Origin of the sequence: Caldifermentibacillus hisashii (assembly GCF_039654145.1) — a bacterium.
Lineage (GTDB): Bacteria > Bacillota > Bacilli > Bacillales > Caldibacillaceae > Caldifermentibacillus > Caldifermentibacillus hisashii.
Genome location: NZ_CP155467.1, coordinates 1,932,954 through 1,956,609 on the forward strand (window position 1 = coordinate 1,932,954; position 23,656 = coordinate 1,956,609).

24 protein-coding genes and 2 pseudogenes are annotated in these 23,656 nt (G+C 38.3%); 4 read left to right on the forward strand and 22 right to left on the reverse strand.

Going from position 1 to position 23,656, the window contains the following annotated elements; all coding sequences use genetic code 11:
* Nucleotides 1-42 precede the first annotated feature (42 nt).
* Nucleotides 43-294: pseudogene (locus NSQ14_RS09075) on the reverse strand (proline dehydrogenase family protein); the annotation flags it as partial.
* Between NSQ14_RS09075 and NSQ14_RS09080 the strand changes: the two are divergent.
* Nucleotides 286-429: pseudogene (locus NSQ14_RS09080) on the forward strand (PLP-dependent aminotransferase family protein); the annotation flags it as partial. The pseudogenes NSQ14_RS09075 and NSQ14_RS09080 sit on opposite strands and share 9 nt — an antisense overlap.
* Nucleotides 430-489: 60 nt before the next feature.
* Here NSQ14_RS09080 and NSQ14_RS09085 read toward each other — a convergent pair.
* The 6 genes from NSQ14_RS09085 to NSQ14_RS09110 all read right to left on the reverse strand — a co-directional run bounded on the left by NSQ14_RS09085 (nucleotide 490) and on the right by NSQ14_RS09110 (nucleotide 4,093).
* On the reverse strand, nucleotides 490-873 hold the full coding sequence (locus NSQ14_RS09085; RefSeq protein WP_034770093.1) for a hypothetical protein: 384 nt from the start codon (nucleotides 871-873) through the stop codon (nucleotides 490-492).
* 13 nt (nucleotides 874-886) lie between these two features.
* Entirely contained in the window at nucleotides 887-1,675 is a 789-nt protein-coding gene (locus NSQ14_RS09090) for a hypothetical protein (protein ID WP_251241773.1), read from the reverse strand.
* A 266-nt stretch (nucleotides 1,676-1,941) separates the two neighbouring features.
* Nucleotides 1,942-2,559, reverse strand: a complete 618-nt coding sequence (locus NSQ14_RS09095) for a histidine phosphatase family protein (protein ID WP_108898031.1) — start codon at nucleotides 2,557-2,559, stop codon at nucleotides 1,942-1,944.
* Between the two features lie 221 nt (nucleotides 2,560-2,780).
* On the reverse strand, nucleotides 2,781-2,927 hold the full coding sequence (locus NSQ14_RS09100; protein WP_162835737.1) for a hypothetical protein: 147 nt from the start codon (nucleotides 2,925-2,927) through the stop codon (nucleotides 2,781-2,783).
* 94 nt (nucleotides 2,928-3,021) lie between these two features.
* Nucleotides 3,022-3,411: a thiol-disulfide oxidoreductase DCC family protein gene (locus NSQ14_RS09105; protein WP_095141255.1), complete on the reverse strand. Its 390-nt coding sequence runs from the start codon at nucleotides 3,409-3,411 to the stop codon at nucleotides 3,022-3,024.
* Nucleotides 3,412-3,544: 133 nt separating this feature from the next.
* The gene (locus NSQ14_RS09110; protein ID WP_095141254.1) at nucleotides 3,545-4,093 is read right to left on the reverse strand and encodes an HD domain-containing protein; all 549 of its coding nucleotides are present in this window, start codon (nucleotides 4,091-4,093) and stop codon (nucleotides 3,545-3,547) included.
* A gap of 385 nt (nucleotides 4,094-4,478) precedes the next feature.
* On the opposite strand from NSQ14_RS09110, the gene NSQ14_RS09115 reads away from it, so the two are divergent.
* Both NSQ14_RS09115 and NSQ14_RS09120 read left to right on the forward strand, forming a co-directional pair.
* Nucleotides 4,479-4,742 (forward strand): DUF1292 domain-containing protein, encoded by a 264-nt coding sequence (locus NSQ14_RS09115; protein WP_216405244.1) that lies wholly within the window; start codon nucleotides 4,479-4,481, stop codon nucleotides 4,740-4,742.
* 35 nt (nucleotides 4,743-4,777) lie between these two features.
* Nucleotides 4,778-4,924, forward strand: coding sequence for a hypothetical protein (locus tag NSQ14_RS09120; protein ID WP_176458874.1), 147 nt, complete (start codon nucleotides 4,778-4,780; stop codon nucleotides 4,922-4,924).
* 58 nt (nucleotides 4,925-4,982) lie between these two features.
* Here NSQ14_RS09120 and NSQ14_RS09125 read toward each other — a convergent pair whose 3' ends face one another.
* The 3 genes from NSQ14_RS09125 to NSQ14_RS09135 all read right to left on the reverse strand — a co-directional run bounded on the left by NSQ14_RS09125 (nucleotide 4,983) and on the right by NSQ14_RS09135 (nucleotide 9,520).
* Entirely contained in the window at nucleotides 4,983-6,581 is a 1,599-nt protein-coding gene (locus NSQ14_RS09125; RefSeq protein WP_346217090.1) for an acyl-CoA synthetase, read from the reverse strand.
* 158 nt (nucleotides 6,582-6,739) lie between these two features.
* Nucleotides 6,740-8,626 (reverse strand): molecular chaperone HtpG, encoded by a 1,887-nt coding sequence (gene htpG / locus NSQ14_RS09130; protein WP_227091330.1) that lies wholly within the window; start codon nucleotides 8,624-8,626, stop codon nucleotides 6,740-6,742.
* 120 nt (nucleotides 8,627-8,746) lie between these two features.
* The gene (locus NSQ14_RS09135) at nucleotides 8,747-9,520 is read right to left on the reverse strand and encodes an NRDE family protein (RefSeq protein ID WP_227091329.1); all 774 of its coding nucleotides are present in this window, start codon (nucleotides 9,518-9,520) and stop codon (nucleotides 8,747-8,749) included.
* Between the two features lie 185 nt (nucleotides 9,521-9,705).
* Between NSQ14_RS09135 and NSQ14_RS09140 the strand changes: the two genes are divergently transcribed.
* Complete coding sequence (locus NSQ14_RS09140; protein WP_244810831.1) at nucleotides 9,706-10,419, forward strand: NAD-dependent protein deacylase; 714 nt, start codon at nucleotides 9,706-9,708, stop codon at nucleotides 10,417-10,419.
* A gap of 167 nt (nucleotides 10,420-10,586) precedes the next feature.
* Here NSQ14_RS09140 and NSQ14_RS09145 read toward each other — a convergent pair whose 3' ends face one another.
* From NSQ14_RS09145 to NSQ14_RS09200, 12 genes are all read right to left on the reverse strand, one after another.
* Nucleotides 10,587-12,113: an aldehyde dehydrogenase family protein gene (locus NSQ14_RS09145; RefSeq protein WP_346217091.1), complete on the reverse strand. Its 1,527-nt coding sequence runs from the start codon at nucleotides 12,111-12,113 to the stop codon at nucleotides 10,587-10,589.
* Nucleotides 12,114-12,163: 50 nt separating this feature from the next.
* Nucleotides 12,164-13,261, reverse strand: coding sequence for an SDR family oxidoreductase (locus NSQ14_RS09150; RefSeq protein WP_346217092.1), 1,098 nt, complete (start codon nucleotides 13,259-13,261; stop codon nucleotides 12,164-12,166).
* A gap of 33 nt (nucleotides 13,262-13,294) precedes the next feature.
* A complete protein-coding gene (locus NSQ14_RS09155; protein ID WP_343191133.1) occupies nucleotides 13,295-15,142 on the reverse strand; it encodes a long-chain fatty acid--CoA ligase in 1,848 nt (615 codons plus the stop codon).
* Nucleotides 15,143-15,172: 30 nt separating this feature from the next.
* Entirely contained in the window at nucleotides 15,173-16,084 is a 912-nt protein-coding gene (locus NSQ14_RS09160; protein WP_216405240.1) for a R2-like ligand-binding oxidase, read from the reverse strand.
* Nucleotides 16,085-16,335: 251 nt separating this feature from the next.
* Nucleotides 16,336-16,683 (reverse strand): SCP2 sterol-binding domain-containing protein, encoded by a 348-nt coding sequence (locus NSQ14_RS09165; RefSeq protein WP_041845154.1) that lies wholly within the window; start codon nucleotides 16,681-16,683, stop codon nucleotides 16,336-16,338.
* Between the two features lie 26 nt (nucleotides 16,684-16,709).
* Nucleotides 16,710-17,843, reverse strand: coding sequence for a thiolase family protein (locus NSQ14_RS09170; protein ID WP_095141246.1), 1,134 nt, complete (start codon nucleotides 17,841-17,843; stop codon nucleotides 16,710-16,712).
* A 38-nt stretch (nucleotides 17,844-17,881) separates the two neighbouring features.
* Nucleotides 17,882-18,724 (reverse strand): 3-oxoacyl-ACP reductase family protein, encoded by an 843-nt coding sequence (locus NSQ14_RS09175; RefSeq protein WP_346217093.1) that lies wholly within the window; start codon nucleotides 18,722-18,724, stop codon nucleotides 17,882-17,884.
* Between the two features lie 22 nt (nucleotides 18,725-18,746).
* Nucleotides 18,747-19,535, reverse strand: a complete 789-nt coding sequence (locus tag NSQ14_RS09180) for an enoyl-CoA hydratase/isomerase family protein (RefSeq protein WP_346217094.1) — start codon at nucleotides 19,533-19,535, stop codon at nucleotides 18,747-18,749.
* A gap of 132 nt (nucleotides 19,536-19,667) precedes the next feature.
* Nucleotides 19,668-20,870 carry an acyl-CoA dehydrogenase family protein gene (locus NSQ14_RS09185; RefSeq protein ID WP_043988138.1) on the reverse strand — a complete coding sequence of 401 codons (1,203 nt, stop codon included), beginning with the start codon at nucleotides 20,868-20,870 and terminating at the stop codon, nucleotides 19,668-19,670.
* Nucleotides 20,867-22,006, reverse strand: coding sequence for an acyl-CoA dehydrogenase family protein (locus tag NSQ14_RS09190; RefSeq protein ID WP_043988140.1), 1,140 nt, complete (start codon nucleotides 22,004-22,006; stop codon nucleotides 20,867-20,869). Before NSQ14_RS09190 ends, NSQ14_RS09185 begins: the two co-directional genes overlap by 4 nt.
* A gap of 34 nt (nucleotides 22,007-22,040) precedes the next feature.
* Nucleotides 22,041-22,379: an SCP2 sterol-binding domain-containing protein gene (locus NSQ14_RS09195; RefSeq protein WP_041845160.1), complete on the reverse strand. Its 339-nt coding sequence runs from the start codon at nucleotides 22,377-22,379 to the stop codon at nucleotides 22,041-22,043.
* A 168-nt stretch (nucleotides 22,380-22,547) separates the two neighbouring features.
* Complete coding sequence (locus tag NSQ14_RS09200) at nucleotides 22,548-23,507, reverse strand: hypothetical protein (protein ID WP_251245681.1); 960 nt, start codon at nucleotides 23,505-23,507, stop codon at nucleotides 22,548-22,550.
* Nucleotides 23,508-23,656: the final 149 nt, after the last annotated feature.

Sequence of the window (23,656 nt, forward strand, 5' to 3'; positions counted from 1 at the left end):
CCTCCAATAGTATGTATGAAACCTTTCTAAATCACCTGCTTTTTAATATGAACTACTCTCCCCTGCTAAGGATGGATCAATCATATCTGTTACTGCACGATACAGATTTTCCGGATATTCAGCGATTCGATGGCACAAATATAAATACCACTCTTTCCCGTAAGTCAAGTATACTTTACAGTTGTACTCTTTGTTTTTTAATTCCTTTATCAAATCTGGACGTATTCCGAAGAGCATTTCGATTTCTACATTGGGATGATTCAAAAACTAACGTTGTTCCATTTCCTGTATTACATCTGCACAGTTATATCCTATGGAATGAAGACATCTTTGCTGCCATTAAATAAAAACCCAAGATTCATCTTTGTTACTCCTCCCCATCAGTTTCCTTTAGGAGGAACGTTACCCATTCAGTTTATTGTTCACCTCAAACAAATTTTACAATTGTATTATTTCATTTCTATACTACCAATGAAACTCTAAAATGAGCTAAGCTTCTTCCGGGTAATACAAATATTTTCGTAAAGTGACATCACGGTGTTTCAATGTTTCCCCCTTGAACCGAATCCAAATTTCATCATCTGCCATAACCCCGTGTGTTTTACGAACGATTGCCCAACGGTTATAGTTATTTAAGCCGAGTTTCGCCAATAGTTCTTTTGCATTCACTCTCGTACTCGGGAACACGCGCCATTTTAACCATCTTTCAAGTTCTTCTTTTGTAATATAACCTTCTGAATCAGGAGAAAATTGTTTATTAAATCCTTTTATGTAGTTGATAACATAAGGTTTATCACTTCCCTCGGGTTTTAAATCAACACTGGCAATCACTTCATCCATAAACATGACGTCAAATTTTGTGTAATCAATCATCTAATCACCTTCTTTAATCAATAATTAATCTTTGTAAAGATCTTTCCTGCAATTGAGATAGTACAACATCTTTCGCTCTATTAAGATGATAAGGTGCTTCTTCCAATTTTTGAACTAGTAAGTTACGTTTTATAAAAGGATCACCTTGATATAAAGCTAATTGTTTTGAAAATGCAGAACTAAATGGTTTTGCTTTAACTTTTCTTTTTAAAATACTTATTGGTATATTAAGTGGATAATCCTTTATATCCGATAATAAACTTAATCCGTGATCAAATAGTGGTGCCAATTTCCAGATTTTTGTTACAGAGTCATATAAAAATAGGATGTTGTTTGTATGACGATCCTCATTAAGAATAAACGCATCAAAGGCTAGCATTTGTGAAAGACTGTGCGAAACATTAAGTCCGGTGAATTGAAAGATTTTTTCAATCATCAAATTAAATTTTTTCTCCGTTGAATAAGCATTATTATTTAAAATATCATCAGTCGCTTCAAAGTTAGCTTCAAATAATCGTTCGAGCGTTACTTCTTGTAATTGCCCGCGAAAATCTATCGAATAACATCCTTCTGTAGTGGTTCCATCAGGTTTTTCAATTAAGCAAGGCACATAAGAAACAAAAGAAGTGTTGGGGATTGTGGAACATTCTAAGATGAGAGATGATACATATTCAGCAATATTTTCATATCCTCTTGTATTTTCTTTCACCCATCTATTTCCAACCAACCATTTTGATTGATCACCTTTGCTTGATGTACTAATCATTGGTTCTGCATCAATGGGAATCTTGATTTTTTTCATTAAAGCACCCGCTTCCATCAATCAAAAATTTTCATTCAACAATCCACTTAAACTATGTTGAATTATTTTTACATACATTATACCATTAGTGATTTTATTGAAAAAACAAAAGATAATAAATTCATCTTTTCTCGTAAATCGCACTTTTGAAACCTTGATGTAACGATAGTAAAAAATCTGACCCCTATCGGAAGTCGTTTAAATTTCAAACTATTTTCTTGTTTATAAGGGTCAGATTTTCTGTTTCTTTTGAAATTATTATCTTTCTATTGATCTAAATGACTCATGTCCCCGATCTTTTCTACTGCAAATTGTGTTCCATCCCATTTAATAATAGTAAGGCTAGTCCCTTGGATAAACGGACCATCCCAAAATTTTTCAGTCGTTAAGTTAAGGCAAAATGCCAGCATTGCTCGAATGGCTACAGCATGGGAGACAATCAGTATGTTCCCGTCAACGTAATCTGAGATAATGTTCATAAGTGCAAGTCTTATCCGTTCTTGGAAATCTTGGAGAGACTCGCCACGATGGCTACGGTGGTCATATTTATGCGGACTTGTCCAAAAATTTTCGTATTCTTTTCCATTGATTTGTCCAATTTCTTCCCTCGTTTTTCCTTCCCATTCGCCAAAATTAAGTTCTTTTAAACCTTCTTCCTGCACAATTGGAATGTCTCGCTCCAATCGAATCAGTTTTGCTGTTTGTACCGCTCTTCCACTTGGGCTCGTATAAATCGTTTGAAAAGGAATGTCTGCTAGTCTCTTTCCCAGCAAAATCGCATGTTCACTCCCTTTCTTTGTTAGTGGCGAATCTTTCCAACCTTGTAGCCGGTTTTCCCGATTCCATTTTGTTTCTCCGTGGCGAGTAATATAGATGTTGAGCACAAAATCCCTGCTTTCATTATAAAATTGTATTAAAAAGTAGCTATCTTTATTAAACTGCACTTTTCAAAGTTTTTAAAGGAGAAAATAGGCTAAATCGGTTACCCCATCTAAACATGAAAAAAGTCTTGGTTTATTTTTTCCATTTCGAAATAAGATGGAATATAAAAACACCCGTTAACCTTTTGAAGTTAAGCAGGTGTTTTTTTGTTGCGAATCCAACCTTATTTAGGCTTTTTTATATTTGTCTTGTGTTCTTCTCGAATGTACATCCCTTTTAAAGACGTACGATTGGTTTTTGCCTGGTCATCCCCAAAACTTGATGCGACATTTGACATCGGTAATTGCTCCAATTCTTTTCCCCTTGGCATGCATCCACCTCCTTCTCCCCTATTGTTTACATTGGAGAAGGAAAAATCATAAAAACTGCTAATGAAACATGTTTTTTATAAATATTCTTAAGGATTATAAAAATCGTTTTCTCATTTCCGGTGAAGGGATTGTACAAGCTTCTTTTTTACCGAACCAATTGTAGCGGTTTTTTGCGATCAGTTGATAAACGAAATCTCGAAATGGTCTTGGAATAACAAGAAGCAGATATCCAAGTTTCCAAAAGCCGGATAAGTTTTTACAAATACGAAGTGCTGCGGTTGACTTTATATAATAGTTGTTGCCATCAAGGAGAACGAGACTATCCACATCTTTTGCCACATTGTATTGCGAAAGTAGCTGCTTTGCTAAATCACTTTGGAGAGAAGCAAACTTGAAATGTCCCTTTTTATCCCGCTTAATAATAAATTGGACGCTCCGATCACAAAACTGACAAACACCGTCAAAAAGAATTATTTTTGTCAATACGCTCGCCCTCTTTTAATTAGTCATTTATTTATCTTTCCTGTCTCCACTAAATTATATATTGGCCTTGCTATCCAATAAAAAACCTTGAATGGCTTTGATTAACAATGAGGATAAAATGGGATACCCCACCCTACTTTTCTTTTCCAAATACAGATATGACTTCATTTTTTAACTGAACGAAAATCCTTTCATTTGCTATTTTGTTTTCCAGTTTATGAACGACTTCCCGGTAATACCATGCCTGCTTTTCGCGTCCCCTCTTGAATCGGGTCCACACCTTCTCCCCTTCTCTTTCAAGTTCTCTCTTAATAGTTGTTAGATTATGCAGTTTGTCGGCACAAACGATGAGGCAAACATCTCTCGGCTCGGTAGCAAGATGATCGATTGTGGCCTGTTTTCTCTCTTCCCAACTTAAGCTTTTATCTTTCTCAGATGCACCGCGTACGATGTCGGCAATTCTTTCTCCAAAATCCTTTCTGATATCATCAAGCGTTAAATCAGTATCTTCCACGGTATCATGCAAAATTCCGGCGGCAACAACTTCCTCGGCATACCCGAATGTTAAAAGCAACACCCCAACAGTATATGGATGCGAGATATACGGAAGATTGGTCCCTTTCCGATATTGGTGATCATGGGCTTTTGCGGCAACTTCAATTGCTTTTTCAATGACAGACATGCTTAAACTTCCTCCAAAAAAAGAATAAGGAAAACAACAGTACTTTTAATTATTTATTTTCTCTCTTTTATATTGTTGATACGTAATTATTCCACAAGGGATACCAACTTGAAAAGCAGCCAGCAGACTCCAGTAGAAAAATCCCCACTGATGGGTAAAAAGCGAGATGATGAGAAAGACCATTGGAATAAATAGACAACTTTATAAAATCCCGAATATGCCCCATTTTATATTTTTACTCATAATGCCCCCTCCTGATTATCAGAATAGTCCTATAATAAAGTTTACCATAAAAACCAATTATTTTTAACCATATTTCAAAAGGATGTTTTTTATAAAAATGTAAATACTGTAATTAGTATCAATGATAGATGGAGGAAATTTCATGAGTTACTATTTACGGGATTCAGTTACTGTTCAAAAGGAGCAAGGCGAAGAAGTTGATTATTTTATTGAAGCGCTGTTTGATGTCGATGATGAAAGTTATGCGCTGATTCGAAATGATGATGAGACGCTGTTAATGAAAATTGAAGAAGAAAATGGAGAACAATTTCTTGTTGGTGTTGAAAAGCCGGATTTGAGTGAATCTATTTTGGACGCTTATCAAATAGCTGTTAAAGCGAATCCAGCTGATCAGCCGAAAGAATGAAAACGTTGAAATCATTTTAACGAGGAGGATTTAATGTGAAAAAATTGAATCAAAAAGAAGAGCCGACGATTGCACCGGGGATTGACAATGATGAGGAATTGGAACAAAAGGCAACAAAAGCTGAAAAAGAAAAGCGGGAGTACACGGAAGTAACTACCCTTACATTGGATGATTTTGATTGATCATCCAATAGTCATTATAGAAAAAAGCGCTACAACACGTAGCGCTTTTTTTATCTTATTATCCTAATTCTTTATACATTTCCCTCAAAGTCCGTTTTAACAGTTTTCCACTTGGGTTTTTCGGCAATTCATCGGCAAATTCAATATATTTGGGTACTTTAAATTTTGATAAATGGTTTTTACAAAAATTCAGTACATCCCCTTTCGTTAAATTGGCCCCTTTCTTTGGAACGATAATGGCCATAACTGCTTCAATCCAATATGGATCGGGTATGCTAATAACCGCCACTTCGGATACCCCATCCAATTGATAAATAACTTCTTCCACTTCCCGGCTGGATACATTTATTCCACCTGTTTTAATCATATCTTTCTTGCGGTCAACAATGGTAATATAGCCCTCTTCATCCATTACCCCCAGGTCTCCGCTATGAAACCAACCATTCCGAAATGCTTCCTCTGTTTTCTCCGGGTCAAACAAATATCCTTTCATCGCATGTGGGGTACGGTGAACAATTTCCCCAATCACACCACGTGGGACCTCCACATCATTTTCATCTACAATTTTTGTTTGAACATTTAAAGACGGCTTCCCTGCTGAACCAAGTTTTCGCATTTGGTCTTCCGGTTTTAAAACTGTAGCGAGCGGGGCGACTTCGGTTTGACCGTAAAAATTAAAAAATCGGGCTTGCGGCAGGCGCACAGACAGTTCTTTTAATACTTCCATCGGCATGATTGCTGCACCGTAATAACATTTTTCCAACGAAGATAAATCCCGTTTATTAAAATCCGGATGGCGAAGTAACGAAATCCATACTGTTGGCGGACAAAATAATTGCGTTATTTTTTCCTTCTCTACCGTCTCTAAAATGACATCCGGCTTTGCGCTTTCAAGAATAATGCCACTCGACCCTAAATATATACTAGGTCCGAGAAAACAGTGAAGTTGAGCGCTGTGGTAAAGCGGTAAAGCATGAATACAGACATCATTTTCCGCCATCTCACCGCTGACAATACAACTCACATATTCACTGACAATGCTTTTATGGGTAAGCATCACCCCTTTTGGACGTGATTCGGTACCGCTTGTGTAAAGGACATGTGCCAAAGATTCATCATCAATATCGGCATCAATGAATTCAGTTGATTGGTCTTTTCTCTCAACTGCAAGTGATTTCCAGCTTTTCAATTCATCGGGAACGGATTTGTCTAACGGATAATCCATTAAATAACGGAACCGAATGGCTCGACTGCCTGCCGCAGTATCAAGCACAGCAGCAAATTCAACCGCAGACAAAAATCCGCATACACCGGCATGATTAATGACATACTTCACATCTTGAGAAGTAAGCATGTAATTCAGAGGAATCATCACCGCTCCAATTCTTGCTAGTGCGAAATTGACGATAACAAAGTCAAGGCTGTTTTTCGAAATAACGGCAATCATATCCCCTTTTTTCATTCCATCAGCAATAAACGCATGTGCCGTCTGATTAACGAGATCATCCAGTTCAGAATAGGTAAGCCGCATTCCGTTGTAAGCGATTGCAAATTTATTCGGAACTCGCTCTCTTGTTCTTGTCAACAAATCCCCTAACGTATTTCTTCTTACCCGGTCGATCCTTTTCGATAATTCCAAATTCATTTCTGTATTCATGCCCCTACCCCCTGTTTTATAAAATATTGAAAATTTATACGTTTATTTTAATAAAGAAAAATCGGGTTGGCAATGGCGGAGTTTGTCTATATTTGGCGAATAGAAAAAAGTATCCAATAAAAAGGAGCATATACCTTTTACTGGATACTTCTTCATCTTTACACCATTACCTTACACATATCATTTGTGAATGCTACCGGGTCTTCAATCGGTAAATCTTCAATTAATAATGCTTGATTATATAAAAGCTTCGTGTAAAGTTCAAGTTTTTCTTTATCGTTTTCAAAAGCGGCTTGCAAGGATTTGAACACATCATGATGGGTGTTAATTTCAAGTACCTTTTCAGCTGTCACTTTTTGTCCATTCGGGTTAGGCATAGCGTTTAATACTTTCTCCATTTCAATGGTAATCTCACCCTCGGTTGACAAGCAAACCGGATGTGTTTTTAATCGTTTGGATGCTTTTACTTTCTTAACCTTACCACCGAGGACACTTGCCATGTAATCAAACAGTTCCTTATATTCCTTTTCTTCCGCTTCCGTTTCTTTCTCTTTCTCCTCCGATTCAATACCGAGGTCGTTGTCGGATACAGATTTAAATTGTTTCTCTTTGTAATCCATGAGCATTTTGATGGCAAATTCGTCAATATCCTCGGTGAAATATAAAATTTCATAGCCTTTATCACGAACAAGTTCGGTTTGCGGTAATTTATCAATTCGGTCAATCGAATCACCTGTTGCATAATAAATATACTTTTGGTCTTCCGGCATACGTGATACATACTCATCTAATGTCACTAATTTTTTCTCTTTGGAAGAATAGAACAACAGCAAATCTTGTAATACATCTTTATTCGCACCAAAATCGCTGTACACGCCAAACTTTAATTGACGGCCAAATGCTTCATAAAATTTTTCGTATTGCTCCCGCTCATTTTTCAACAAGTTTTCCAATTCTCGTTTAATTTTATTTTTAATATTTTTGGCAATCACTTTTAATTGCCGGTCATGTTGCAACATCTCACGGGAAATGTTCAGTGACAAGTCTTCCGAGTCGACCATCCCTTTGACAAAGCTGAAATAATCCGGGAGTAGATCGGCACATTTATTCATGATGAGCACACCGTTCGAATACAATTCTAACCCTTTTTCATAATCCGGTGTGTAAAAATCATACGGTGCCCGTTCCGGAATATACAGAATCGCATTATAGCGTACGGTACCGTCAACACTAATATGAATATGTTTTAACGGCTTGTCGAAACCATATCGTTTTTCGTTATAAAAATTCATGTAATCGTCATCGGTCAACTCGCTTTTATTTTTCTTCCAAATCGGTACCATGCTGTTGATTGTTTCTTCTTCTTTATAATCAACATATTCATTACTGTCATCATCTTTCGGTTTTGAATGGGTGACTTCCATTTTAATCGGGTAGCGGATAAAATCGGAATATTTCTTAATAATTTCTTTTAAACGCCATTCATCTAAAAATTCATCATAAGATTCATCTTCCGTATTTTCTTTCAGTTTTAAAATCACTTCCGTACCGATATCCGCTTTTTCCACCGGTTCAATAGTGTATCCGTCTGCACCACTTGATTCCCATTTATATGCTTGGTCAGAATCTAGCGCGCGACTTATGACAGTCACAACATCAGCGACCATAAACGCAGCATAAAACCCAACTCCAAATTGACCGATAATATCAAAACCGTCTTTAATTTCATTTTCTTTTTTGAAAGCAAGGGAACCGCTTTTGGCAATCGTTCCGAGATTTTCTTCCAATTCTTCTTTCGTCATCCCAATCCCGGTATCAATGACCGATAACGTCCGATCGTCTTTATTCGGCACAATTCTTATGTAGTAGTTATCTTTATCAAAGGAAAGGGAATCATCCGTCAATGCTTTGTAGTAGATTTTATCAATCGCATCACTTGCATTAGAAATTAATTCACGCAAGAAAACTTCCTTTTTTGTGTAAATGGAGTTAATCATCATTTCGAGAAGTCGCTTTGATTCCGCTTGGAACTGTTTTTTTTCCATAATCTTTCTCCTTTCAAACAAAATTATCTCGCATTTATTTTAGCACTCTATTGTCCAAAGTGCTAATCGACATTTATGTAATATCATAGAATCTAAGTTCTGTCAATTTCCTTTATTAGGTCATTTTTCTTTCCATTTAACAATTGAAATACAAAACCGTCTTTCTCCTTTTGCTTCCGGTTGATAAATTCGTTCAATATAGGAAACTTCATTGTTTGACATAAGCATGACGGTTGAACTTCGCGTGCCATAGTCATCGCTTTTAATAAAAAGTGGTGATAGCATTCGTTCCATCTCTATTGGAACACCGGTATTCGGTAATAGCTCGTCCGGAAAAGGGTCGGCTTTCATCAGTAACTTAAATAATTCGTCAGGGAGGTCGGTGACGTTCTTATTCAATAATTTTCGCAAACGATCTCTGCCAACTTCCACCTTTGGCCATGGTGTATTCAACAAATGATTGCTTAGACCGTAAATTCCGGGCAACAACTCTCGAACGATCCCTTCTATATTGGAAAAATAATACAATTGATCTTTGTCACCGGCAATGAAATTAAAACCGGGAAATTGATTGGACTCTGCTTGTACGATTTTAAAAAAGTCGGAAATTTCCCCTTTAAACGTGAGCGCATTTCGAACAAGTTCCCCGCGTGATCTTTTGCCAATAATATTTTCACTCGGATCCCGATAATTCGTTAAAGCGGCAAACCGTCCAAATTTTGTGACCCCCATCCAAGTGCCCATTTTTTCCAAATCTCGTCCGGCTAATAGATTCGGGTCGTCTTCCCAGAATTGAACAGGTGCTGTCGGTCGTTGAAAAAATTCATCCCGATTTGCTGCCACGATTAATGGATACTCCGGATGCATTTTATATGCAAATAATATCAAACACATTTTCTTCCCCCCACCTTCTCTACCAAAATCACATCTGTTAATGTGTGAAATTTTTTTGTAATTAAATCTTTACATATTTTAAAATGAATATAAAGCCAAATTTTGTTTTTTTGAACTTTGCCAGCGAGAAGCGTACTATATTTATAGGGAAACGTATTTAAAATGAAAGAAGGAGAGGAAATGACATGTTAGAAGATTGGTTAAAATCATCTCGTCATACGGTTGTCTTTACCGGGGCAGGGATGTCAACCGAAAGCGGGTTACCGGATTTTCGTTCAAGCAATAACGGACTTTGGAGAAAAAAAGATCCAAGTCAAATTGCCAGTACGAAAGCCTTGAATGATAATGTCAAAGAATTTATTGAGTTTTATCGAGAACGCGTATTAGGTGTAAAAGAATTTGGCCCTAATCAAGGACATTATATATTAGCCAAATGGGAACAAGAGGGGATTATTCGCTCCATCATCACCCAAAACGTTGACGGTTTTCATCAAGAAGCGGGCAGCACTCGTGTGGCCGAATTACATGGAACACTTCAAAAACTGCACTGTCAGAAATGTGGAAAAGAATATAGCAGTGAAAACTATGTAAACAAAGATTATTATTGTGAATGTGGCGGCGTGTTACGTCCAAATATCGTATTATTTGGTGAAGTATTGCCGCAAGATGCTTTTCAACTTGCTATGGAGGAAACAGAGAAAGCAGACTTGTTTATCGTTTTAGGTTCATCTTTATCCGTTACGCCAGCCAACCAATTTCCTTTAATTGCTAAAGGGAGTGGTGCGAAATTAGTAATTGTGAACATGGAACCTACCCCATTTGATAAGTTTGCCGATCAAGTGATTCATGATAAAAAGATCGGGGAAATACTTACAGAACTTGATCAAAAGATACAATAATCATTCTCTTGTTTCAAAACTACATTTTGGTTCAATCAGTAAGGATTTTTCCATCCCACTGATTGAACGCTCGACTTGTCTCTTTTTGAAATTAGCAAAATCTTGCTTTCTAAACGCATCCGTGATAACTGAATAGACGAATCAATATAAACATTATAAGAACCGAATTACTTCCTTAAAAGCTTCAAATAACTTTGCAAAAATCGAATCCATTTTTTTCGTTCACGGAAATAACTTTGAAATAACTGCAGAAACGCTAAGTACTTTCCTTTATATGGATACCATTGAATTTCTTTATTCAGCTTGCCTCTGTCTAAAATAATCGCTTTTTCATGGCAAAAAATCTTTAATCCTTCTTCACTGTGGTAACGACCTATACCGCTATTTTTTGTTCCGCCAAACGGTAAATAATGATTGGCTACGGAGACTAATACCTCGTTTATCGTTACAGCTCCTGAAACGAGTCGACTGGCTACCCGCTTTGCTTTTTTTAAATCAGATGTCCAAACGCTGGCATTTAATCCGTAATTGGACTCGTTAGCCAGCTTAATTACCTCTTCTTCCGTTTTAAAGGGGATGACCGGCATCACCGGGCCAAACGTTTCTTCACAAACGACTTCCATATCTTGCTTAAGATTGGCTAAGATTACCGGCTGAATAAACATGGAATCATCCCATTTATCGGGTGGAGTGCCCGAAACTAACACAGCTCCTTTCTCCAATGCATCCTTTACATGTTGTTTCACAATTTCTTTTTGCTTCGGAAAAGTCATCGACCCGATGTCACTGTCTTTATCGGTACCTTGAATAAGTTTTTCCGTTTCTATCTTTACCATATTTAAAAAATCATCGTATATCGATTCCTCTACATAAATTCGTTCCGCACTCATACATACTTGCCCGGAATTCGTAAAAGCACCCCATACCGCACCTTTTGCCGCCCGTTTCAAATTTGCATCTTTAAATACAATGAGCGGATCTTTCCCACCAAGCTCTAATGTGGTCGGAATTAATTTTTTGGCGGCAACCTCTTGAATGATTTTTCCTGTACGGACCGAACCGGTAAAAAAAATGTAATCAGGATTTCCTGCAGTCAATGCAGCACCAACTTCTTTTCCGCCATGTGCAATTTGGATAACATCTTTTGGAAAACCGGCTTTTTGAAAAATTTCTTCAATATATTTACCGACCAATGGAGTGACTTCGGAAGGTTTTAAAATAACTGTATTTCCTCCCGCCAGCGCACTGATGACCGGAACAACAGCAAGCTGAAGCGGGTAATTCCATGGCGATATCACCAGAACAACCCCTCTTGGCATATATTCGACATATGATTTTTTGCCGATTAATAAAAGCGGTGTTTTTACTCTTTTAGGAGACAATATTTTTTCAGCATGTTTCACAATTGTAGTAATCGCATCCAATGTCGGCATGATGTCTGCTACCAGTGCTTCGGTTGGAACTTTCCCTGTATCTTGGACAATTACTTGGGCAAGCCGGTCCATGTTCTCCACCATAACCGACTTCAATTTTTTCAAATAGATGAGTCGTTCCGAAATGGCAAGTGTGCTCCATTTTTCAAAAGCGGTACGCGCTTGAAGATAATACAGCTCCACTTCCTCGATTTTTGTCTCCTCAATATCTTCCATATATTCACCGATGGCCGGATTAACAGCTTGCAATAGGGTCATCATTCCCATACCTTTCAATTAAATAATTTAAAATAAAACTAGAACCGTTTCTATTATCTTATAACAATATGATACTGATCATTATCCTTATTTTCTAAATAAAAGCGGATCATGGACGGCATTTGATCTTTTAAATCCGGGCAAGATATAGAAGCTTCCCGCAAATCCCTTTGTGCATTTGTGCAATCAAATTTCCCCATCCATGTGAGATAATCCAAAGTTTCTTTTTCAATCCGTAACGCCTTTCGTATCGATGCAAAAGAAAGCAAAAATCTTGGAATAAATAATGGTATTTTCCCTCTGGGGCGTTTTCCAAGTAATTCTTTTAACATCATTTCATATAAAACCGGAACTTTGTAAGGTTTCGGATCAGTTAAATGATAAGTTTTCCCCTCACCGACATCGGCATGGCTTAAGTAAAGGACTGCTTCCTCAATAAAATCAACCGGAACTAAATTAATTTCCGCTTCCGGATTTCCCATTTTTGGAAAAAGGGGGGTATTTCGCAAGCGGTCCATCATATTTAAGAACAGATAAGGCCCGTCAAATTTCACCGTTTCTCCCGTTTTTGAATGCCCTTTGACAATTCCCGGCCGGATAATCGTTACCGGAACTTGCTTTTTTAATGCATGGACTAATAATTCTGCTTCATATTTTGTTTCTTCATAATAATTTTTAAAACCGGGTGGACGGATCAATTCGTCTTCCTTTAGTATACCTGTTCTTGTCCCTGTAATATAGGCCGTACTGAAATAGGTATATCGTTTTAATTTTTGAAGTTTCTGTACCCATTCATTGACATTTCTCGTCCCGTCTACGTTGACCCGATAAGCAATATCCCTTGGTACCGCCAAATCGTAAATAGCAGCGAGATGAAATACATGGGTTACAGATGTCTCAAGCTCTCTATTTATTTTTTCGTTAATTCCTAAATGAACTTTCGTAATATCGCCTTCTATAATCGATATTTTACCATCCGGGAGCGAATATTGTTCATTGAATTGATTGATTCTCACTTTTGCTTGATGTTTCATGGTCGGAAGAACGAGCACATATATTTTTTCAACATTATCATATTTCGTTAAAATCCCTTGAATTAATTGATTAGCAATAAAACCCGGAAAACCGGTAAAAAAATAAACCTGACTCACCCTTTCACCTCCATAGCCATATTTTTCATCCCATTAAGCGGTAAATACTTTTACATTTTTCTTATCTTTATCTTCTTCATCGTAAGCCTTTTCGATTGCATCCCGATACTTGTTTTCAACCACTTTATATCGGACGGATAGCTTCGGTGTAATTTCACCGCTCTCAACAGTCCATTCATCTTCCACGATAATGATCCGCTTTGGTTTTTCATATTCGGCAAATTGTTGAATCGCTTGTTCTACTTCACTTATTAATAAATGTTGTACCTTTTCATCATGGACAATTTCATTATAAAACTTTCCCTGAATGCCATGTCGCTCCATCCATGGGATTAACTGTTCATAATCAGGTTTTATTAAAGCCACCACAAATTTTCGCTTGTCACCTACAACTAAAGCATATTCGATAAAAGCACTTTCACAAATGGCATTTTCAATTGGCTGTGGAGCGACGTTTTTACCGGTTGATAAAACAAGAATTCTCTTTTTCCGATCAACAATTTTCAAATAACCATCTTCATCCCATTCTCCGAGATCTCCGGTTTTAAACCAATCACCATCAAAGGCTTCTTTGGTTGCTTCTTCATTTTTATAATAACCTTTCATTACACTCGGACCACGAACGAATATTTCCCCGTCATCAGCCATTTTGACTTCGAGGTTAGGTAGAACTTTCCCTACAGTTCCGATTTTAGCCCTAACCATTGGATTGGTTGCTACAACAGGTGCCGTTTCCGATAATCCGTACCCTTCTAAAATAGGGAGATCAATGGCCCAGAAAAAGTTTGCAATATCCCTATTTAACGAGCCACCGCCTGAGACCAGTCCCCGAAGATTGCCCCCAAGTTGTTTTTTCACCTTTTGAAAAACTAAACGATCGGCAATTTTCCATTTTCCTTTTAACGACTTTGGCATGGTATCGCCTAAAATCAATTCATCGACACGAGCTTTTAGATAAAGTTCATACCTTTCTATTCCCACATTCACTGCCCAATTGAACACTTTTTTCTTAATGGCACTACCTTGTTCGATTTCTTCCATTACCCTTGCATACACTTTCTCAAAAAAACGGGGAACACTGGTCATGACGGTAGGTTGAATTTCCTTTAAATTTTCCGGCAAAGTATCAATACTCTCTGCATAAGCAATTGTTGCCCCGACGGAAAGCAAAGTATAATGTCCTGCCATTCTTTCAAAAACATGAGAAAGAGGTAGGTAGGAAAGTGCCAGATCATCCGGTGTAATTTCAATTAACCAAAACTGGACAGCCTCAATATTCGCCAAAAAATTACCATGAGTAAGCATGACACCGTTTGGTTTTCCGCTTGTACCGGATGTATGAATAATTGTCACCAACTGATCACGATCAATATTGCGCCATCTTTCCTCCCAATCATTTAAAGAATTCTTTTTCCCAATTTCTTCTAATTGAGCAAAACTGATTTCTTTATCCGTTGATCTATAATCATCATTCGGGTACATGGTGATAATATAATCAATCGTCTCTAACCGACTATCAATAATTTTCTTTCTTTGTATTTCATTTTCAACGACAACCGCACGCACATCCGCATTTTCAAGAATATAACGAACTTGGTGAGTCGGCAAAGTCGGATAAATCGGTACACTCACTGCATTTAAACTTGCCAAGGCAAAGTCTGTGATTCCCCACATCGGATTACTGTTCGAAATAATGGCTACTTTATCTTGCTCTTGGATACCTAAATGATGAAGACCCGATGCAACATGGATAATTTTTTGCCAAAAGGTACGATAGGTCATTTTTTGGTAAATCCCATCTTCTTTCCAAATAAAGGCGGTCTTATTAGGATATTTGTCAATGGTTCGATCCAACATTTCCACAAGATTTTCCGGTTTCATCCGATTCCCCCTTTCAAGAAACAAATAAATTTAAACTTCTGTCGTCCATTCTTGATCTAATTGAACTGCATCAGCATATTTACGCGCCCGATCAACCTGGTTTTTCCGAATTTCAAACTGCCTTTTTGCATATTCCCTCATGATATTTGAATCAAAATCAAATCTTGTTCGTACCCAATCTTGGGCAACTTGGATATCATATAATGTTGTTAAGTATTCAATGACACCGTATGCATCCGGCCATAATTCATCCATATAATCAATGAAAATTTTATAGTTTTTCTCATTCCCGGCGACATGTCTTTGGATAGTATAAATTCCGAAACGAAGATGCCGACCTTCATCCTGGTTCAAATAATCAATCCCTTGTAAAATGCCCGGTAACATCCCTGCTTTTTTAAATATTTGGCGAAAAGAGTAATAACCGGTTTCTGCCAAAATCCCTTCAACAATCATATTGTAAACGGTTGCAGCCTTAATGATAGCTTCCGGTGAATCATCGGTATTGAGTCGTTCCATTTTTTCCGGTAATTCTTCATAAAAAATTCGCTTATAACTGTCGCCATGGAAAGAGGTAAGATCAATATTTTGAATCCCAATTTCTTTTTGCCATCTGGAAAATAATTCCGTATGTTTCGCTTCATCAAACATGAAAGTCGACAAAAACATTGTATCTTCCAATCTTCCTTGCCTTGCCATCAGCTGTACCATTGGCAAGATATCTAATGTGACAGCTTCTTCACCGCCGGCAAATGAGGCAACCAGCGGTAAAATCGTTATTCTTTCATCATCGGTCATATTTTCATAATCAATTTTATCCTGTGTAAAATCAATTTCGGCAGGGTCCCATTTCCCGTTTTTCTTCGCTTTTTCCCACAATTTATACATCGGTGATTCCCAATTCAATTGGCTGTCAACAGTTTGAAAACTCTCATGAACCATACAAATACCTCCTTGAAAAATTTGTCAAATTTAGCCGGCACAAACAGTTACTAAATCTTCCTGTTATGGTTTAAGAGAAAGAAAGATGTAAAGGAAGAAAATAAGTACCCGAAAGGCCCGATTGGTTCATCTAACCGTCAGTGGAGGATGAAGAAAACCCCACTAATGGAGTTTCACTTTATTAAGAAACGGCCCTTTCATGTAATGAGCCGTTCCGATTGTCAATTTCCAAAATCAATTTCTTCTATAAGCTAGAAATTTACTGCGTTAAGCAAGGTTTGTAGTTTCAGTGCAAGCCCCATATTCCCTTTGATTTTTAGTTTTCCGCTCATAAAGGCAACGGTCGGATTCAATTTTTTTGCAATCATATCTTTGAAATCTTCCGTATTTATCACAAGTATACAAGTTGGTTTCAATTCCTCCCCGCTTACGGCTCTGCCTCCCTTTTCATCAATGATAATTTGATAAGTACCGCCGTCTTCTCCTTGTAAGGTAAATTGATACACACCTTCTTTTCCTTTTGTTATACTCGGATCATGTTTTAATGCCGCATCAATCATTTCAAACACTTCAATGGAACTTGGTTTGGTAAAATTCATTTTAAATCCCTCCAATTTTGTTATTTTCATTCCATTTTTTCGATAATTGTGGCAGTGGCCATGCCAAAGCCGATACACATAACTTGCAGACCGTATTTTCCATCCATATCTTCCAAAGTATGAAGCAAAGTAGTCATTATTCGTGCACCACTTGCACCTAACGGATGACCGAGCGCAATCGCCCCACCTCTTGGATTTACTTTTTTCATATCCGGCTTTAATTCCTTCGCCCACGCTTTAACAACCGAAGCGAAGGCCTCATTAATTTCGATGACATCCATTTGGTCTAATGTAAGTCCGGCTTTCTTTAAAACTTTTTCAGTAGCCGGGATGACTCCGGTTAACATCATGACCGGATCAATCCCGACAACGGATCGGGCAATAATCTTTGCTCGCGGCTTTAGACCGAGTTGTTTGGCTTTCTCGGATGACATCATTAATACGCCTGCCGCTCCGTCACTGATTTGGCTTGAGTTCCCCGCCGTTATTACGCCGGATGACGGATTGAAAGAAGGAGTTAGCTCGGATAATTTTTGTAAATTGGTATCCCTGCGAATCCCTTCATCTGTTTTTATTTCCTGACCGTTTTCTCGAAAGGGTAAAATTTCTCTGGAAAATAAGCCCTTATCTGTCGCTTCAATTGCCTTTTGGTGACTTTCATATGCAAATTCATCCAGTTCTTGTCTTGATAATTGCCAATGCTCGGCAATCAGTTCTGCCGACATCCCTTGGGGTATTACTTGATGCTTATCTAACAGCTGTTCGCTGAAATTTCCGATATCGCTGGCCATTGGTACTCTCGACATATTTTCAACGCCACAAGCAATCACAATATCGTCATCATTAGCCAAAATCGCTTGTGATGCATTATGAATTGCTTGTTGGCTGGAACCGCACATCCGGTTTAAGGAAAAGGCAGGAATTTCTACCGGCAAACCGGCTGCCAAAACGCTCATTCGGCCGATATTGCCTCCTTGTTCATCCGTCATCGTTACACAACCGCAAATGACATCATCTATTTCTGATGGGTCCAATTGGTTCCGCTCTACTAATGACTTTAAAACTGGTACCAATAAATCTACCGGATGAACTTGGATAAACATTCCTTTCTTTCTTCCAATCGGTGTCCGTATTGCGTCAACAATTACAGCCTCTCGCAATCCTCTCCCTCCTTTTTCGAATCTGTAAACCTATCATTCTAGAAAGTAAATAATTCGATACCGCCGGAAACATTTAGTCCAATACCGGTTATATATTTTGCTTTATCTGAAACTAAGAAGGTAATGGCATTGGCAATATCTTCCGGTTGCCCGGGTCTTCTAAAAGCGGTCCGTTTAATCATTCGTTCATTCATGTTCGGATTCCCCATCCGAAAAGCTTCCGATTCGATCACTCCCGGAACAATGGCGTTCACATTAATACCGTGCCTTGCCCCTTCTAACGCCATACTTTTTGTAAAACTTAAGATACCACCCTTTGTTGCTGAATAGCTGGCCTGACCAAAACCACCCAAGGTCCCCGCAACAGAAGATAAATTAATGATTTTTCCGTATTGTTGCTCTTTCATATATGGCCAGACTGCTTTGGTACAATTATATGTTCCGGTTAAGTTGACATTTAAATCTCGTTGCCAAAAATCATCATTTTGGTCCGTAATTTGTGAAACATGATCTAATGTTCCGGCATTATTAACTAAAATATCAATTTTGCCAAATTCCTCTTTTACGTGAGCAAAGACATTTTTTATCTGTTCTCGATCAGTAACATCCATTTTGATCGCCATCGCTTTCCGACCCATTTCCCCAATTTCCATCGTGGTTTTTTCTGAATAAATGACATTTGTGCTCTGCATAATTTGAGCGATCGGACCATACTTTTCCGCCACTTGTTCATTACTGTCATCTGATTCCAGTAAAATATCGGTAATGACGATATCGGCACCGGCTTCTGCCAAGGCAAGTGCTGTTGCTCTGCCAATTCCACGTGAAGCTCCCGTTATAATCGCGGTTTTTCCTTTTAAAAATTCATCCCAACTGGACATGACTCTTACCTCACTTTACCTTTCAAATAAATATTGCTTTTTCTTTATTAAAAAAGGCCGTTAAACCGATTGCCGGTTCATCCGTTAAAAATGTTTCAGCAAACGCTTTTGCTTCAATTTGTAATCCTTTTTCGATCGGCAAATCAGCGGCATTGACCGCCCGTTTTGCTAAACCCATTGCTTTCACAGCGCCTTGAGCCAACAGTTCCGCAAATTCCGTCACTTCCTGTTCGAAATGTTCCGGATTTACCGCCTGATGAATAAGACCAATTTCTTTCGCTTCCTTTGCTTCCAATTGTTTGGCAGTAAAAATCAGTTCAAGCGCTTTTGCTCTTCCAACGAGTCTTGTCAATCTTTGTGTTCCGCCTGCACCGGATAAAATTCCAAGGGATACCTCCGTAAGACCGATTCGCCCTTTGCCCATGATTCGAAAGTCACATGCCATTGCCAACTCGCAGCCACCTCCTAAAGCATGGCCGTTAATGGCTGCAATTACTGGTTTTTCAAGTGTGGAGAAGCGGTGAAAACAGTTTTGCATGCGCATACTCCCTTTTTCAATACCGTTTTCTTCTCCTGCATAATCGGCTGAATTGGCAATCATCGCTTTTAAATCTGCCCCTGCTAAAAAAATCTTTGGATGTTGGCTTGCGATAACAATGACACGCACATCCGGATCGTTTTCTAATACATCGGCAGCTTTTTCGAGGTCATCCATTAACGTATCATTAATCGCATTTACAGGAGGATTGTTTATCATTAGCCAAGCTACACCTTTGTCTCGCTTATGAATGTTAATAGTTGCAAATTCCATGTTCACACCTCCAATCCGTAAATGTGATGTGTATGAATACTCGTTTTTAATACAATCTATTCAAATTGCCTGCTTTTCCCTGATAAAAACGTTTCCATTCAATTGTATAAAACGTGTTTCATACACATTAAATCAGACTCGAATGTTATACGGGGCATATTGTCGGCGAGCAACAACCAAATGCTGAATTTCATTTGTCCCTTCGAAAATATCAAATACTTTTACATCTCTATACCATTTTTCCACCAAGTGACCGGTTAATCCAACCGGTCCAAGCAAGTCTAAACATTTTTTACAAACGACAAGAGCCATTTGACCGGCAAGTGCTTTACACATTGCGGCTTCTTTCGCATTTTCTATTCCGATATCTGCTTTCCAGGCAGCTTCCCAAGTTAGCAATCTTGCAGCTGCAATGTCCTGATCTGCCTCGGCAAGCATTTCCAAACTAATTTGATATAAACGGCCATGTTTTGGAAATTCCTTTTTTACTATGTCCAATGTGTATTCATATGCCGCTCGTGCTATACCAATCGCCATAGCTGCTACAATGGGCCGGGTGCTGTCGAACGTTTTCATGGCTACTTGAAATCCGGAAGCCTTTGAAGCCCTTTGTTCATAAAGTTTTTCTCCACCCAAGAGATTTTCTTGGGGAACGAAGCAATCTTCAAAAACTAATTCAGCTGTTTCATTGGCACGAAGCCCCATTTTATCTGCTATTTTCGGACAGGAAAAACCTTCCATTCCTTTTTCAACAACAAATGCCCGATGTCCCGCTCTGCCGAGAGACGGATCAACCGTGGCAAAAACAACCACCCATGATGCCCTGGCTCCATTTGTAATGAAGATTTTTTGACCATTTAAAATATAACCTCCCCCTACCTTTCGGGCTGAGGTTCGGATTCCTGATGCATCCGAGCCCGCATCGGGTTCTGTTAATGCATATGCCCCCCATCTCGGCTGATCTGCTGTAAAAATCGTTAAAAACCGCTCTTGTTGCTCGGGAGTACCGCTCGTCATGATAGGAGGTCCTCCAAGTCCCGGACCGGGCAAAGATAAAGTAATGGCGGCATCTCCCCATGCCAATTCTTCCATTGCAATAACACCCATTCGGTTTGCTTCATTTTCTTTTTTCGGTCGCCCGTTTTTTGCTTTATCCCCCTTAAAAGATGCCGTGTTTAAATGAATCCCCATTTGATTCATTTGATTTAAAAATTCTTCCGGTACTTTTTTTAACCGTTCGGCTTCCAAGGCAATGGGTCGAATTTCATATTCAGCTAAATAATGAGTCAACTCTTTCATTTGTTTTTGTTGTTCAGATAATTCAAAGGAAATCATAATCGGGCCACATCCTTTTCCTCTTCGACCAGTCGTTTTCCATATTGCAGTAGCAGGTCTTTTTCTTTCCCGTATAACATGACCTGTGCTTGGGCATCTCGCATCCACTTTTCTACCGGGTATTCCCTGATAAATCCGTGCCCGCCTAACAATTGAACGGCAGAGTCAGTCGCAAAACAGACGGCGCGATGGGCACGTTGTAAGCCTCTTAAAGCCAGGCTATCGTTCGTTGATTTTCTATCGGTATTGACTGCTGCTTCCAGAACTAGATTATTGGCTGCTTTTCCCTCAATCGCCATTTTTGCGATCCGAAATGATACCCCTTGAAATTTCGCTATTTCCTGACCAAAGGCATATCTTCCGGCTGTATATTCAGTTGCATAATCGAGAGCTGCTTCCGCCAAACCGACTTCTTTTGCTGCCTGAAGAATTTGGATTCTACCCCGTGCTTGAGTTATCACCTTTTCCGCTTGGTCACCAATACTGAGTACTTGACTCTTCGCAATTTTCTCCCGATGAAATTGAAGGGATGCAATTCCGGAAGAAACTAAACCAAACTGATTATTTTCTTCCTTCTCCCAGTCACCATGATCGAGATAAAAGATCACTTTCCTTCCGAAAGAATCTGTCGTACTTATGACAACAAAATGAGCTTGCATGGCTAATCTGGTTGGGAGAGTCCGACCACTCAGGATATATCCATCACCATCATTTTCTAATTGTATGGTACTGCCCCAATCCATTTCCTGATCAACAGCTTCCGTATAGGCGATCGTTTTATTTTCAGCAGATAAATATTTTTCTCTAAAAGTTTGCATTTCTTCTGTTTCCGGTAATAAGCGAATTAGAGAAGCTGCATCCCCTGCTCCGGGTAGGCTTTGGATAAAATCTAAGTCCCCGTAACTAAGCGCTTTTAATATTTGCACTTGGGAAATGAGTGGCAGTTCTAATCCATGCCAACTTTCCGGTAATTCCATATCTAAAAATCCGAGCTCACTCATTTGAGATAATGTTTCTTGTAAACCTTCACTGTTTTGATCAACTTCTTTAATCAGTGGCCTGATTTTATTTATTGCCAGGTCTTTAGCAACTTCAATAAAGGCTGTCTCTTCTTCTGTCGGGCGAAATGAAATCACCTGCACGTTCCTCCTCGTTTCGTTCATCTTCTTTCTATTTTGCTGTTTTTAATGAGGATAAATAAGTTTGTAATTTTAAGGCCAGCCCTTTATCCCCTTTAATTTTTAACCTTCCGTTCATAAATGCTTCGGTTCCATTTAATTTTCCTTCTGTTGCCTTTTCAAAGTCTTCTTTTAGAAAAATCATGGTGCAATTAGCTGCTTCTTGCTCTCCTTCAACTATTTTGCCATCTGCCCCATGGATAATTAGTTGATAGACGGAATTGTCATCATGAAATTGAAATTGATAAACAGCATCTCTTCCTCCCAAGAAATTCGGATCAGCTTTTACCGCTGTTTCCAATTTTTGAATGAGTTCTTTTACTTCTGCCATCTGAATCCACTCCTTATTTGATTTCACAAAATTTTGTGTTGTCTACATATTATAGTTTTTTCTGTTTAAAACATATTCCGTACTTAGTCGTGTTAAGAAACGGCCAATTTGGTTTTTCCGAAAATTATACGTTACTCTGTAATCCAGATGTTGCCGGTAAGTAGGAAACTAGATTAATAATTGCTTCCTTTGATTCGCCCGCATGGTTACCGGTTCGATTAATGAATTGTTCTTTTCGGTATTTCCGTTATTGGTATTATTTGGCTCGTTGTTTGGGTTTTCCGGCTGGCTGTCATTTGGGGTTTCTTCTTGCTCCGGTGTTACTGGTTCATTATTGTTTTGTTCTTCAGGTGCATGATTTTCAACGTTTTCTGTAGTATTTTGATTTTCTGCCGGATTCTCATGAACGCTTTCATCCTGATTGTTCTCTTCCTGTGCGGGATGATCCAGTTCACCTTTTAATAATTTGATAAGATAATCAAATAAATCATCGGTTCCTTTAATGTCCTCGATTTTATAGGCTTCCGGTAAGAATGCTTCGATCTTCGCCTTACTATCCGGATTTGCTTCAAGTAAACTTTTTAATTCTGCCAATTTTTGTTGTCGTTCCTGTTGATCCGTCCCTTGTAACATCATTTTTTTTAAATTTGGACATTCACTTTCAAAACAACTATTTACTTTCATATTCGGAATAGAAATATTTTGAACAGACTGAGAAACTAACGTCATTTGGACATTTTCCAAACAAATCCAAAGGAGCTTACTTGGTTTACATAAACCAGAAAACTCAGGCATTTTTCCGTCAATGGTTTTTGCTTTTAGATTTTTAACAGGTATTGGTCCGGGCGATTCGATATTCAGTTTCAAATTTCCAAATCCACCGGTGTTTAATGTTTTCGTAATTTTTAAACCTTCAATTTGCCCATCCGGTATGTTAACGTTTCCAAATAAGGCTCCAAGTAAATCGATGGTCCCTTCAACTTTATCCGACGAGACAACAAAACCGCCGCTGTGTTGTTGGGCAGCAGGTTCAGCCGCATGAATTTCCTTTCCATAGAAATTTTGGAGAAATAATCCTAATAAAAACATAAAAATAAAAGCTTGGATAATTTTGTTTGTCATTTTCATTTTCTTTCACCACCCTTTTACTAATATGAAATTCCTATACTATTGGACGAAAAACAAATGATTCGTTTAACGATAAGTAAACCTCCTTCCCTATAGGTTGGTGTATAAAATATTTCAATTTTTCTATTATTTTAACTGGTAAGATGATA